The following is a 12,816-nucleotide window of genomic DNA, read 5'->3' on the forward strand; positions in this document are numbered from 1 at the left end:
ACAATTGCAAGATGCGCGTTAAAGTTAAACCCCGACACCCGCCGGCACCGAACCCCATTGGTTTTCGCGCGACTGGGTCGGGATCAGCGCAAAGATCAGGATGATCAGGCCGCCGAAGGTCGGGATCAGGAAAAGCAGGAAGAGCCAGCCGGTCAGGCCGATATCGTGCAGGCGACGCACGTTGAGCCCGAACCACGGCAGGGCTGTCGCCAGCAGGAAGAGGCCGCAGAGGCCGACCGTCACTGCCGGCAATTCACTGTTGTCGAGATTGCCCATGGCGTCGTCGATGAAGACGCCGAGCCCTATGACCACGATCAGCGCAATCGTCCAGAACAAACAATAACCCCAATATTCCTTGCGGCGTGCACGGCCGGCGAAGTTGAAATAATTTTCGGTCAGGCCCAGCAAGAAGTAGCTCCACAGGCCGGTGGATTCGGCGGTATGGTTTTCAGCGGACCGGCCGAAATGTTGCGGCTGACGTACCCCGGGCGCATTTCCGGCCTGAGATGGCGCGGCGGTTGCAGTGGGGGCTTCGGCGGGCGCGCCGGCAGGTTGGGCGCGGATCAAAAAAACATCGCGTGCCCGTCCGCCAGCCGGCTGGAATTCGACGGTCGTGCCTCCGGCAACCGATGCTTCGCGGCGCAAATCTTCGCGCGCCAAAGTGTAGCGGTTGCCGTCGGCTCCGGTGATGAAACCGAAGCCCTCGTCTTCATCATAGTGAAGCACTTCGCCGCGCATGTGCTGCTCCCTTGCCCGCTGCCAGACTGGGCAAAGTTCCGGCAGACCGCAAGGGGCGTGCACGAAATGGAAGGGCCGGCTATTTACCCCGGCCGTTTCTTCGATTTCTTGTGTTTCGCCGGTCCGCCTTCGAACTTCGCCTTGGCCGGCTTGCCGGCCCAGGGCTTTGCCTCGAATGCCGGGCGCTTGTCAGCCGGTGCGCGCTTCTCGAATTTGGGCGCGTTTTGATCGAATGTCCGCTTGCCGCGGTGCGGCTTCTTGTCGGGCCGTGGCTCCTGATAGCCGGCCCGCGACAGATCGGGCGTGCCGTCCAACCGCTTGACCGCGATGTTGCCCTGCAGCTTGCGGTCGGGACCGATCGCCGCCAGAAAACGCTCGGCCCAGTCCGCTGCGATCTGCACGAAGGTTTCTTCCGGCTGCATCTTGATGGCGCCGATCTCGCGCTTGGAGATGCCGCCTGTCCGGCACAGCATCGGTATCAGCCAGCGCGGCTCGGCATTCTGCCGGCGTCCAACCGACAGCGAAAACCAGACGCTGTCGCCGAAATCGTCGCGGCGGCTCGGTGCCTCTTCCCGGCGCGCAAATTTTTCGCCCGACGGCGTGAACGGTGCCACGTCGAGAAGGTCCTCCGGCGCCGAGCGGCTGGAGCGGCACGTCCGTACGAAGGCGGCGGCGACCTGTTCGGGCCCGTGCTGATCGAGAAGCGCCTCGACGAAGCCGCGCTCCTCATCCTTCATAGGCTCGCTGAAGACCGGGTCGGCGAGAATGCGCTCGTCATCGCGCCGTATCACGTCGTCGGCGGAGGGCGGGCTCGCCCAGGTCGCCGCAAGGCCGGCACTTTGCAGCAGCCGCTCGGTGCGCTTGCGGGCATTATTGGGCACGATCAGCGCGCTGACGCCCTTGCGGCCCGCCCGTCCCGTCCGCCCGCTTCGGTGCAGGAGCGTCTCCGGGTTGGTCGGCAGGTCGGCATGGATCACCAACTCGAGATTGGGCAGGTCGATGCCGCGTGCCGCCACGTCGGTGGCGATGCAGACCTTGGCGCGGCCGTCGCGCATCGCCTGCAGCGCGTGGCTGCGCTCGTTCTGGCTAAGCTCGCCGGACAGCGCCACGACGGAAAAGTTGCGGTTGTTGAAGCGCGCCGTCAAATGGTTGACGGCGGCGCGCGTGTTGCAGAACACCAGCGCGTTCTTGGCCTCGTAAAAGCGCAGCACGTTGATGATGGCGTTTTCGCGGTCCGCCTGGGCGACGCTCAGCGCCCGGTATTCGATGTCGAGATGCTGCTTTTCCTCGCCGGAGGCCGAGATGCGCACGGCATCGCGCTGGTAGCCCTTGGCCAGAGTGGCGATAGAGCGTGGCACAGTGGCGGAAAACATAAGCGTGCGGCGCTCGGCAGGGGCAGCATCGAGGATGAATTCCAGATCCTCGCGAAAGCCGAGATCGAGCATCTCATCGGCCTCGTCGAGTACGACTGCCTTGAGCTCAGACATGTCGAGCGAGTTGCGGGTGATGTGGTCGCGCAGGCGGCCGGGCGTGCCGACGACGATATGGGCGCCACGCTCCAGCGCGCGCCGTTCGGTGCGCATGTCCATGCCGCCGACGCAGGACGCTATCGCTGCCCCGGTCAGCTCATAGAGCCATTCCAGCTCGCGCGTCACCTGCAAGGCCAGTTCCCGCGTCGGCGCCACGACCAGCGCCAAAGGTGCCGCGGCATGGGAAAAGCGCTCCGCGCCATCGAGCAGCGTCGGCGCCAAAGCCAGACCGAAGGCGACGGTCTTGCCGGAGCCGGTCTGGGCCGAAACCAGCGCATCGGCCTGGCCAAGCTCGAGAACCGCCTTCTGCACCGGCGTCAGCTCGACATAGCCGCGTTTTTCCAGCGCCTTTGCCAGCGCGGGAACAATAGCTTCGAAATTGGACATCTTGCTCTTTCGAAATTCGGATTCTGAATACCCGGCGACGGGTCAAATGTCGGCAAGCGCCACGGACGGGCGCCACGAGCCAGACGATGCTCGTTCGTACTTGGTGCCGCCGTCATTGTACAGGGCGGGCGGGTCGGCCTGGTTGCGATTGACTCTGGACGCAAACCGCGTAAAAGCCGGCACCGAACGGGATAGTTTTCGATGCGCGGCCTTCTGATGGCGCCCCTTGCATTCGACATCCCCGGCCCCAATGCGAACCATTGGGCCGGACGCTTCGGCGCGTCTTTCCGTTCCAGCAAAATCACGTTCAAAAAAACCGGCAAAACGACCACCAAAACGGTCTGATTCCCTTGGCCTAACCACCCTCTCCCGGGTCCGGCCCGGGGGTTGAAACCCGCATCGGCCGGCGGGTTTTCTCCAGAAACCGAGCGGAGAGGGACAGGAGATTTCGATGAGTTTCAAGGTTGCGATCGTCGGCGCCACGGGCAATGTGGGCCGGGAAATGCTCAACATACTGGAAGAGCGCGGCTTTCCGGTGAGCGAGGTGGTGGCGTTGGCCTCGCGGCGCAGCCAGGGCACGGAAGTGTCGTTCGGTGACCGCACGCTGAAGGTCAGGGCGCTCGACCAATATGATTTTTCCGACACCGACATCTGCATCATGTCGGCCGGCGGCAACGTCTCCAAGGAATGGTCGCCGAAGATCGGCAAGCAGGGCTGCGTCGTCATCGATAATTCGTCGGCCTTCCGTTACGACCAGGACGTGCCGCTGATCGTTCCGGAAGTGAACCCGGATGCGATTTCGCTGTTCACGCGCAAGAACATCATTGCCAACCCGAACTGCTCGACGGCGCAGCTGGTCGTGGCGCTGAAGCCGCTGCATGACGCCGCCACCATCAAGCGCGTCGTCGTCGCCACCTACCAGTCGGTCTCCGGCGCCGGCAAGGAAGGCATGGACGAATTGTTCACGCAGACGCGCGCGGTGTTCGTGGCCGACCAGGTCGACGTCAAGAAGTTCACCAAGCGTATCGCCTTCAACGTCATCCCGCATATCGACGTCTTCCTCGACGACGGCTTCACCAAGGAAGAGTGGAAGATGGTGGCCGAGACCAAGAAAATGCTCGACCCCAAGATCAAGCTGACGGCGACCTGCGTGCGCGTGCCGGTGTTCATCGGCCATTCAGAAGCGGTCAACATCGAGTTCGAAAAGCCGATCACCGCCGATGAGGCGCGCGAGATCCTGCGCGAGGCGCCGGGCTGTCAGGTCATCGACAAGCGCGAGGACGGCGGCTACATCACGCCGCTGGAATCGGCAGGCGAGGACGCCACCTTCATCTCGCGCATCCGCGAGGATTCGACCATCGACAACGGCCTGTCGATGTGGATCGTCTCCGACAATCTGCGCAAGGGCGCGGCACTGAATGCGGTTCAGATCGCGGAGCTGCTGGTCGAGCGCGGGCTGATCCAGCCGAAGAAGAAGGCGGCATAGTTTCGCTCACGGGCCGTATCGCCGCTACGCGGCTGGCCCCCGCGGGGGCGCCGGATAACCGGCGGCCCGCAGTCGCGGGCTCGGCCTTCGGCCGTTAGCTCCCTTCTCCCCGTTCACGGGGAGAAGGTGCCGGCAGGCGGATGAGGGGCAGCACCGGCGTCTCAAATAGGCAGCAAGGCGCCGGCGTCACAGCCGGTTCTCCTCCGCCAGGTCCAATAGCAACTCCAGCGCCTCCTCCGACCCCTCGTCAGGTTCTCCGCTCGCAGGCCTGAAATCCTTAAGCTGTGCACTTTGGCAGATAACCGCCCCAGACTGGCCTGTCGCCCTGCTTGACATGGCTCATAGACTGAGGCTGAACCGTTTGAATTGTCTTTGGGCCAATTGCCCAAGTCAGCTATTTGGCAGCGGCATCAATTCAAACCGTATGGCAAACCGTTGACAAACAATTTGGCATACCATATATACAGCCCAATCGAGCGGCCCATAACGAGCACGCCGTAAACGGAGACGACTACAATGGCTAATTTGTTGAGCGGATTTTCTGAAACGGTTAAGTGGCGTTTGCTGGTGGAAGCGGCGAAGAGGGCAGCGGAGGCGCAGGGCTACTCCCTGACTCGGGTACCGGGACGGGGCCTGTCAAACATTTGGAACATCACCAAGGACGGCAAGACGACGACGGCGTCTATCCGCACCACACGCGACCGTTACATCGCTTTCCCTCCCTTGGAGGGAGGCACCAAGTGGAAGACCCTCGATGATGTCGAGACGGTCATCGTTGCAACGGTGGACTCGAAGGACGACCCGGAAAATGTCGAGGTCTATATTTTCCCCGCCGAGGACGTGCGCAGGCGGTTCAATGCCCACTACGCCGCCCGCTCAAAGGAAGGCCAGATGATCAAAGACAATTTTGGCATGTGGGTTGGGCTCGACCGAGACAATCGCGGTCTGGCCGCCAGCGTCGGGACCGGCATTCTTGACCACTACAAGAGTGTAGCGATCTACTCCATTCCCGAGCTACTAGCCGCCAATCCTCAAGAAGAGGCGGATAGCGAAGAGCCGGAGCACTCCCCTGAGGCGGTCGCGCCCGGTCTGTCAACCATCGCTGAAGTGATGGCATGGGCAAGAGACCGCGTGGCCCAGCTTGCAGGGGTGCGGACAGAGGCGGTCAAGCTCGATTTGAAGATCGAATATTAAAATGCGCCAGATGCGAACATAAATTGGCTGGCCAGATCGCCTCGCAAACGGTCCGGCCGGACTTTCTAATTGCTCCCTCTGTATCCACCTAGTCTGCTTTGGTGGCGACGCCTGCGCCAATGCAGGCGTTGACATCATGCTGATCGGCTGTCGGCGGTGAGGTTCCTCAGCAACTCCAGCGCCTCCTCCGCCCGGTCGGCGGGCACGAACAGGTGATCGTGGTAGAAGGCCGAGACCGGATTGACGCCGATGCCGGCGGTGGCCAGTCGCGCGGTGATGGCGGCGAGGAAGCCGACCGCTTCCAGCGACGAATGGATGTTCAGCGTCAGCATCCGGCAGCGGAACACGGTTTTCAGTCCAGCGGCCTTGGCATGGTCTTCAAGCACGATCAGCGTCATGCCCTCGCGCTCGCGAAACAGCATCACCGGGTGGAGCCTGTCGGGAACGGGCGCATCGGGTGGCAACGTGGTGAAGACATGAACGCCGGCAAGTAATTCCGGCGTCATTGCCGCCAGCAACTTTTTCAGGTCGGTCTCTCCGGCCATCGGTTGCTTTCGTTGTGCGATTAGGCGGCTGCTGCCGTCGAGCGCTCGGAAGACACTCCTACGGATTTTCAATAACGCCCTCCACCTCACCCCGCAAGGTGGACTTGGCCAGGTTCGTTGCTGACTGAACGTACACACCCAAGGTTCGCCCCCGGAGTGAAAAAGAACTGGAGGCATGTCGGGTCGCCGTCATGGGCCGCGTCCTTGGTTCGAGCTGGCGAAGGAGCCAGTGCTCACAACGACCGGAGGGAACATCAATGACCATGTCTCAGGCAGCACCCGTCTCATCGCGTGCCCTGTGGGCCGGCCGCGTGCTCAGCGCCGTCATCGTGCTGTTCATGATCTTCGACGGCGTCATCAAGCTACCGCCGCTCGAAATCGTCACCCAAACCATGGTGCAGCTCGGCTGGCCGGCCGATGCCAATATCTCGCGCATGCTCGGCATCATTGGATTGGTCTCGACAGCGCTTTACGCGCTGCCGCGCACCTCGGTGCTCGGCGCCATCCTGCTCACCGCCTATCTCGGCGGCGCCATCGCCACGCATGTGCGTATCGGCAGCCCTTTGTTCTCGCACATACTGTTCGGCGTCTATCTCGGCGCCATCCTCTGGGGCGGCCTGTATCTGCGCGATCCAAGGGTGCGCGCGTTATTCCCGTTCAGCCAATAGCAGCGGCTTCGAAGCCGTTCGATGGCGGCCACGCCGCCAGAGCGGCCGCGGTCCGCCTTTCTACTCTTTGGATCAAATTGAGCGCCGCCGGGCGGCAGCCGATCTTCTTCTTTGGATCAAATCGCCTGGTTGCGAGTTAGGGGGTGCAGCGGCGAGGACGGCACCCTGTTGGAGAGGAACGACAATGAAAAAGGTGATGATTTTGATGGCCTTGCTGGTGCCGCTCGGCGCCTGCTCCCGTACTGAGCAAGGCGCGGCAGTTGGTGGCCTGGGCGGTGCGGCGGTCGGCGCTGCGGTGGCCGGCAACCCGACCCAGGGCGCGGTGATCGGCGGTGCGGCCGGCGCCTTGGCCGGTGCGCTGATTGGCCGTGCCAGCGAAAGCGGCCAATGCCGCTATCGCGATCGCAACGGTCGTGTCTACGTTGCGAGCTGCCCGGAAGGCTATTGATCGGGCCGCATCATATGGATGCAATAGCGAAACGGCGGGCAAGGCCCGCCGTTTCGTGGTTGTGGAGATGATTTATTCGGCGCTGGCGGCTTCCCCCTCGGCCGGCGCGGCTGCAGCGGCGGCAACGGCCGCGGCGGCATCTTCCTGAGCCTTCTTCAGCAAGGCTGCGCGCTCCTGCGCCTTCTTGCCGGGCTCGGCCTTCTTCGGGTTGGAGCGGGCTTCGCGCTTGGCGATGCCGGCTTCATCGAGGAAGCGCAGCACGCGGTCGGTCGGCTGGGCGCCATGCGACAGCCAATGCTTGACGCGCTCGGCGTCGACCTTGACGCGTTCGCCGTCCTTGGGCAGCAGCGGATTCCACGAGCCGAGCGACTCGATGAAACGACCGTCGCGCGGCGAACGCGCGTCGGCGACGACGACATGGTAATAGGGACGCTTCTTCGAGCCCGCACGGGCCAATCGGATTTTCAGTGGCATTTCTTTTCTCCTAAAAGCTCTGATTTGGTTGATCGGTTGGTGGCTGGTCCTCAGCCGGTTTTCGTCACGCCGTTGGATGCGGCGATCTGCTCGTGATGGCGGATCACTTCGCGGACGACGAAGTTCAGGAATTTCTCCGCGAAATCCGGGTCGAGATAGGCGTCCTTGGCCAGTTGGCGAAGACGGGCGATCTGCTCCTGCTCGCGCGCCGGGTCGGCAGGCGGCAGGCCATGTTCCGCCTTCAGCACGCCGACCGCCTTGGTGCAGCGGAAGCGCTCGGCCAGCATGTGGATCAGCGCCGCGTCGATATTGTCGATCGAGGCGCGATAATTGGCCAGCGCCGCACGCGCGTCCGCCATGTCCTTCTCTTCGTTCATGGCGCCCTCACTTCTTCTTGCCGAGGCCAGGCAGCCCGCCACCGCCCGGCAGGCCGGGAAGTTTCATGCCACCGGGCAGCCCAGGCAGGCCACCGCCGGCGGGAAGACCACCGGGCAGGCCCTTCATGCCGCCGAGCCCGGCCGCCTGCGCCTGCTTCTGCAAGGCTTCGAGCTGCCTGGGGTCCATCTTGGAGAGGTCCGGCATGCCGCCGCCCATCATGCCGCCTGCGCCGCCAGGCATCATGCCGCCAAGCCCCATCTTGGAAGCGAGGCCGCCCATCATGCCGCGCATCAGGCCGCCGCCTTTGCCCTTGCCGCCCATCGCCTTCATCATGTCGGCCATGCCGCGATGCATCTTCAACAGCTTGTTGATTTCGGCCGCGTCGGTACCCGAGCCGGCGGCGATGCGCTTCTTGCGCGAGTGCTTCAGAATATCGGGGTTGGCGCGCTCGGCCTTGGTCATCGACGAGATGATGGCGAGCTGGCGGCCGAACATCTTGTCGTCGAGACCGGCGGCGGCCATCTGGTCCTTCATCTTGCCCATACCGGGCATCATGCCCATGATGCCGCCCATGCCGCCCATTTTCGACATTTGCTGAAGCTGGCCGGCGAGGTCGTTCAGGTCGAACTTGCCCGACTGCATCTTCCTGGCCATCGCCGCCGCCTGTTCGGCGTCGATGTTCTCGGCTGCTTTTTCGACGAGGCTGACGATGTCGCCCATGCCGAGAATGCGGTCGGCGATGCGCTTGGGGTGGAATTCCTCCAGCGCGTCCATTTTTTCGCCGGTGCCGATCAGCTTGATCGGCTTGCCGGTGACGGCACGCATCGAGAGCGCCGCACCACCGCGCCCGTCGCCGTCCATGCGGGTCAGCACGAGGCCGGTGATGCCGACGCGCTCGTCGAAGCTTTTTGCCAGATTGACGGCGTCCTGGCCGGTCAGCGAATCGGCGACCAGCAGGATCTCGTGCGGCGACGACATCTTCTTGATGTCGGCCATCTCGACCATCAACGGCTCGTCGATATGGGTGCGGCCGGCAGTGTCGAGGATGACGATGTCATGGCCGCCGAGCTTGGCAGCCTGCACGGCGCGGCGGGCGATATCGACCGGCGTCTGGCCGGCGACGATCGGCAATGTGGCGACCTTGACCTGCTCGCCGAGCTGGCGGAGCTGCTCTTGCGCGGCGGGACGCCGCGTGTCGAGCGAGGCCATCAAGACCTTCTTGTTTTGACGGTCGGTGAGGCGCCTGGCGATCTTGGCCGAGGTCGTCGTTTTGCCGGAACCCTGCAAGCCGACCATCATGATGACGACCGGAGCCGGTGCATTGAGGTCGATGGCGACGCCCTCGGCGCCGAGCATCTCGACCAGCTCGTCATGGACGATCTTGACGACCATCTGGCCGGGCTTGATCGACTTGACCACGGCGGCGCCGACGGCCTTCTCGCGCACCTTGTCGGTGAACGAACGCACCACTTCCAGCGCCACGTCGGCCTCGAGCAACGCACGGCGAACCTCGCGCAGCGCCGCCGAGACATCAGCCTCCGACAAGGCGCCGCGGCCGGTGAGGCCGTTCAGGATGGAGCCAAGGCGCTCTTGTAGGGACTCAAACATTGGTCAACCCGCCGCGCGACAGCGCCTTGGATTCATTTTGATCCCTGTCGGGCCGATGGCCCTCCACGCCTCTTGTGCGTTCCTGTAGCGATTCAAACATTCTTTTTCCTTTTCCCTGGCACCCGGATGATGCCCGAGAGGTAATGCGTTCGCGCCAACTGTCCAAGCAAAAGCCGGTCCGGGCAAAGCCCAAAGCCAAAAAGCACCCGGGGGCGCACAGCGCTGCCGGGTGTTGGCCTCCGGGATCGATTTACAGCACTTCACCTCAAAGAGGTTTCGGCGTCCCGGTCGGTTTGCTCGGAGGAATACTCGTCGCGGAATTCGCGGCGTGTAGACAGGAAATCACCCGCAGAGTCAAGCTTTGGTCAAGCTTTGCGCCAGATATGCTCAGAACGACCAGGCAAGGCGCATCAGCGCACGCTGCTGGCGCGGGCCATATCCGGCTCGACCTTCAGCGGCGAGCGCGGATGCAAAAGCAGCAAAACGGTCAACAGGCTGCTGACGATGCCGATCGCAGCGATGAGGGCGGCATCTAAAGTCGTCCAACCGGCGGCTTCGAGCGGCTTGGCGTTGAACAGGGCGAAAGAATTATAGCTTTGCTGATGCGAAATCAGCAGGAAGCCGGTCAGATTGTTGCCGAGATGGGCGCCAAAGCCGGCACCGAGATTGCCGGTTGCGTAGACCAGAAGCGTCAGCAACAGCGCAAAGGCGGCGATCGAGGCCAGCACGCAGGCATTAATCGCGGGGCTCGAACCTGGGCTCCAATGTAGCGAGGTGAACAGCAATCCCGGCAGCAGCGCCCAGATGAATGGGTTCTGGAACCGGCTGGCCAGACCCCTGAGCAGATAACCGCGAAACAGCATCTCCTCCGACGAGGTCTGCAGAAAGGTCAGGGCGGCGATCGGGATCAGGAACAAAAGCCACGAGGACAGGCCGATCGCGCCGCGCGCGATGTCGGGCTGCAAACCATAAAGCAGGATCTCGGAAAGCAGCGAGGTGATCAGCACCGCGGCCAACCCTTTCAGGAACCCCGACCATGAAATGCGCCGGCTGACGCCGATCAGGACCGTCAGCTTCTCGCGATGGATCCAGCGCATGGCAGCCCAAAGGCCGAGCCAGATTCCGGCAAATGAAGCCAGCGCCGCGAGGATGCCCGCGGGAGAGGCCATGAAATCCTGCACCACCCCTGGCGGCGCGGTGCCTGACGACGCCTGCCACACGGCAAAGGCATAGGTGCCGCCGAACAGCACGGCGGCAGTGGTTCCGAGCCAGAACAGGACGACGACCACCGTTCCAAGCACAAGGCGCGGCAAGGTGGTCTTGTTGTTGGCGGTGTGCCGGAACTGTTGGAAGGCGGTTGGGTCGATGATCACGCGGGCTCGCTGGCTGGTGCTTCGGCTCGCAAGGTCTAGGACATCGGCCCCAATGTGGAAACCGGTATTGCAGCGGCAATACCGGCTTGTGGCAATGTCGGCAGTGCGAGCGGCCGCCGTTACAGGGCGACCGCCCTGTTTGTATCGTCAGCGCACGACGTACACGATACGCCGGCTGCTCGGATCGACCAGCGCCGGCTGGCCGTTCACATAGACGTAGCGATAATCATAATCGGGTATCTCGCGCAGCTCGACGGTGTCGGGCAAAGTCGCGCCGGTAACCACCTCACCCTCGAGATAGACCGGATCGAGCCGGTTCGTTTCGACATAGGTGCGGATTTCCGCCGGTGGCCGCCGGATGGGCTCGATTGCCTCGCCGGCAACGATCGCTCCGGTATAGGTGTCGGAATATTCGGCGCTATCGGCAGGCGGTGTCACGACGGCAATGTCGGCGCTGGCCGGACGCTGTGTCAGGACCACACGGCTGCCGCCGAAATCGGCCGTCACATAGTCGGAATAGACCCAGCCCTGGCCGTTGGCCTCGGCGATGGTGCACCATTTGCTATTGGCGATGCAGCCGTCGAGCGTCGCCGACTGGCCGGCGGCGAGCACACCGATGACCGGATATTGCGGCCCGGGGCCGGCGCGTACATTGAGATCGGTGATGGCCGAGACCGCAGTGTCGGCCAAAGCAGAGCCCGACATCGCTATGAGCGCTCCGGCCACCACCGGAAGCAATATGCGTTTCATGGTTTTCTCTCCGTTTCACAGTCCCTCGGGACCGAAAACGAAGCAAAGCCGCATGCGTTCCGGCTAAAAGGCTTCGGCCGGCTCACGATTTGTTCCAGTAGTTTTCGGCAGGTCGGTCAAAAGCTCGTGAACAAAAGCAAGTTTTTGCGCCGCCACGTCCGAGATGACGAAGGGATAGAGATCGGGCAGGCCCATGCAGCGGTTGATCGAGTTGGACGCCTCCGACAGCACCAGCCAGCGGTCGAGAATCCTTTCGAAAGGCTCTGGCCTGGCGGCGGGTTCCGATGGTGCCGGCTGCAGCTCGCCGCCGGTGTCGGCGCGCGGCAGCTCGTTGGCTTCGACGGTCTCCAGCCGGCCGAGCGGGAAATTCAGGGCATGCACCATCTCCAGTGTGTCGGTGATGTGCATGTGATGCGCCCATGTCTCGGCCCAGTCCTCCCATGGGTGCGACGTCGCATAGGCCGAAATATGCCGCTGCTGCCAGTCGGGCGGCGCGCCATCGGCATAATAGGTTTTCAGCGCTTGTTCGTAGTCGGCGCGTTCGTCGCCGAACAAGGCGCGAAAACCGGCAAGCTTCTGCGGATCGTCGCGAATCAGGCGGTCCCAATAGTAATGGCCGAGCTCGTGGCGGAAATGGCCGAGCAGCGTGCGGTAGTTCTCGCCCATCTCGACGCGCCGCCGCTCGCGCTCAGCCGAGTCCGCCTCGGCGACGTTGAGCGTGATCAGGCCGTTGTCATGGCCGGTCAGGATGCGCTCGCCGCCGGGACCGCCACCGATCGGATCGGCAAGAAAATCGAACGCAAGGCCGATCTCGTCGCCAGGGTTCTGCTTGGGTGCGACCGGCAGGCCGAAGGCGAGCAGCGAATAGACGGCACGCTTCTTTGCCGCCTCGACACGGATCCAGCGGCGGCGATTGCCGTCGACCGACAGATCCGGGATCAACTGGTTCAGCGCACAGGCGCGGCAGAAGGCGTGGCCGGGCTCCGCCATCCAGTTGCAGGCGGATTCGTCGGCGTTGGTGCAGTGAAAGGCATCGGCGCCGGACAGCGCGAAGCGCGCATGCTCGGGATCGTAGAGCACGAGGCTGGCGCAGTTCAGGCATTGCGCGTTCTCGAAATAGAGACGGTGGCCACAATGCGGGCAGTCGAAAAGCTTCATTGGCGTCTCAAATCATTCGAAATGCGGAGGACGATGCGAGCAGGAGAACGCCAAACGCCTGTCAGCTGCCCGCGTTCCTG

14 protein-coding genes are annotated in these 12,816 nt (G+C 63.2%); 5 read left to right on the forward strand and 9 right to left on the reverse strand.

Annotated elements, in window-relative coordinates:
* Positions 1-24 precede the first annotated feature (24 nt).
* Both NKH70_RS03005 and NKH70_RS03010 read right to left on the reverse strand, forming a co-directional pair.
* Positions 25-738, reverse strand: a complete 714-nt coding sequence (locus tag NKH70_RS03005) for a DUF805 domain-containing protein (protein ID WP_352719396.1) — start codon at positions 736-738, stop codon at positions 25-27.
* Between the two features lie 83 nt (positions 739-821).
* Positions 822-2,654, reverse strand: coding sequence for a DEAD/DEAH box helicase (locus NKH70_RS03010; protein ID WP_352719395.1), 1,833 nt, complete (start codon positions 2,652-2,654; stop codon positions 822-824).
* 201 nt (positions 2,655-2,855) lie between these two features.
* On the opposite strand from NKH70_RS03010, the gene NKH70_RS03015 reads away from it, so the two are divergent.
* From NKH70_RS03015 to NKH70_RS03025, 3 genes are all read left to right on the forward strand, one after another.
* Positions 2,856-2,999 (forward strand): hypothetical protein, encoded by a 144-nt coding sequence (locus NKH70_RS03015; RefSeq protein WP_352719394.1) that lies wholly within the window; start codon positions 2,856-2,858, stop codon positions 2,997-2,999.
* A gap of 106 nt (positions 3,000-3,105) precedes the next feature.
* A complete protein-coding gene (locus NKH70_RS03020) occupies positions 3,106-4,140 on the forward strand; it encodes an aspartate-semialdehyde dehydrogenase (RefSeq protein WP_023680535.1) in 1,035 nt (344 codons plus the stop codon).
* A gap of 516 nt (positions 4,141-4,656) precedes the next feature.
* Positions 4,657-5,334 carry a hypothetical protein gene (locus NKH70_RS03025; protein ID WP_352913046.1) on the forward strand — a complete coding sequence of 226 codons (678 nt, stop codon included), beginning with the start codon at positions 4,657-4,659 and terminating at the stop codon, positions 5,332-5,334.
* A gap of 134 nt (positions 5,335-5,468) precedes the next feature.
* On the opposite strand, the gene NKH70_RS03030 is transcribed toward NKH70_RS03025, so the two are convergent.
* On the reverse strand, positions 5,469-5,879 hold the full coding sequence (locus NKH70_RS03030; RefSeq protein ID WP_352913044.1) for an ACT domain-containing protein: 411 nt from the start codon (positions 5,877-5,879) through the stop codon (positions 5,469-5,471).
* Between the two features lie 257 nt (positions 5,880-6,136).
* On the opposite strand from NKH70_RS03030, the gene NKH70_RS03035 reads away from it, so the two are divergent.
* Both NKH70_RS03035 and NKH70_RS03040 read left to right on the forward strand, forming a co-directional pair.
* On the forward strand, positions 6,137-6,547 hold the full coding sequence (locus tag NKH70_RS03035; RefSeq protein ID WP_352913042.1) for a DoxX family protein: 411 nt from the start codon (positions 6,137-6,139) through the stop codon (positions 6,545-6,547).
* Positions 6,548-6,731: 184 nt separating this feature from the next.
* Positions 6,732-6,995 (forward strand): YMGG-like glycine zipper-containing protein, encoded by a 264-nt coding sequence (locus NKH70_RS03040; RefSeq protein ID WP_352466510.1) that lies wholly within the window; start codon positions 6,732-6,734, stop codon positions 6,993-6,995.
* A 72-nt stretch (positions 6,996-7,067) separates the two neighbouring features.
* Here NKH70_RS03040 and rpsP read toward each other — a convergent pair whose 3' ends face one another.
* From rpsP to NKH70_RS03070, 6 genes are all read right to left on the reverse strand, one after another.
* Entirely contained in the window at positions 7,068-7,469 is a 402-nt protein-coding gene (gene rpsP / locus NKH70_RS03045; RefSeq protein WP_352913040.1) for a 30S ribosomal protein S16, read from the reverse strand.
* Between the two features lie 50 nt (positions 7,470-7,519).
* Positions 7,520-7,846, reverse strand: a complete 327-nt coding sequence (locus NKH70_RS03050) for a chorismate mutase (protein WP_352913038.1) — start codon at positions 7,844-7,846, stop codon at positions 7,520-7,522.
* A 7-nt stretch (positions 7,847-7,853) separates the two neighbouring features.
* Positions 7,854-9,455, reverse strand: coding sequence for a signal recognition particle protein (ffh, locus tag NKH70_RS03055; protein WP_352719391.1), 1,602 nt, complete (start codon positions 9,453-9,455; stop codon positions 7,854-7,856).
* A 410-nt stretch (positions 9,456-9,865) separates the two neighbouring features.
* Positions 9,866-10,828 carry a CPBP family intramembrane glutamic endopeptidase gene (locus NKH70_RS03060; RefSeq protein ID WP_352913036.1) on the reverse strand — a complete coding sequence of 321 codons (963 nt, stop codon included), beginning with the start codon at positions 10,826-10,828 and terminating at the stop codon, positions 9,866-9,868.
* A 147-nt stretch (positions 10,829-10,975) separates the two neighbouring features.
* Positions 10,976-11,578, reverse strand: a complete 603-nt coding sequence (locus NKH70_RS03065) for a DUF1236 domain-containing protein (RefSeq protein WP_353024802.1) — start codon at positions 11,576-11,578, stop codon at positions 10,976-10,978.
* A gap of 63 nt (positions 11,579-11,641) precedes the next feature.
* Complete coding sequence (locus tag NKH70_RS03070) at positions 11,642-12,736, reverse strand: zinc-binding metallopeptidase family protein (protein ID WP_352977040.1); 1,095 nt, start codon at positions 12,734-12,736, stop codon at positions 11,642-11,644.
* Positions 12,737-12,816: the final 80 nt, after the last annotated feature.

Origin of the sequence: Mesorhizobium sp. M0991 (genome assembly GCF_040318915.1) — a bacterium.
Classification (GTDB): domain Bacteria; phylum Pseudomonadota; class Alphaproteobacteria; order Rhizobiales; family Rhizobiaceae; genus Mesorhizobium.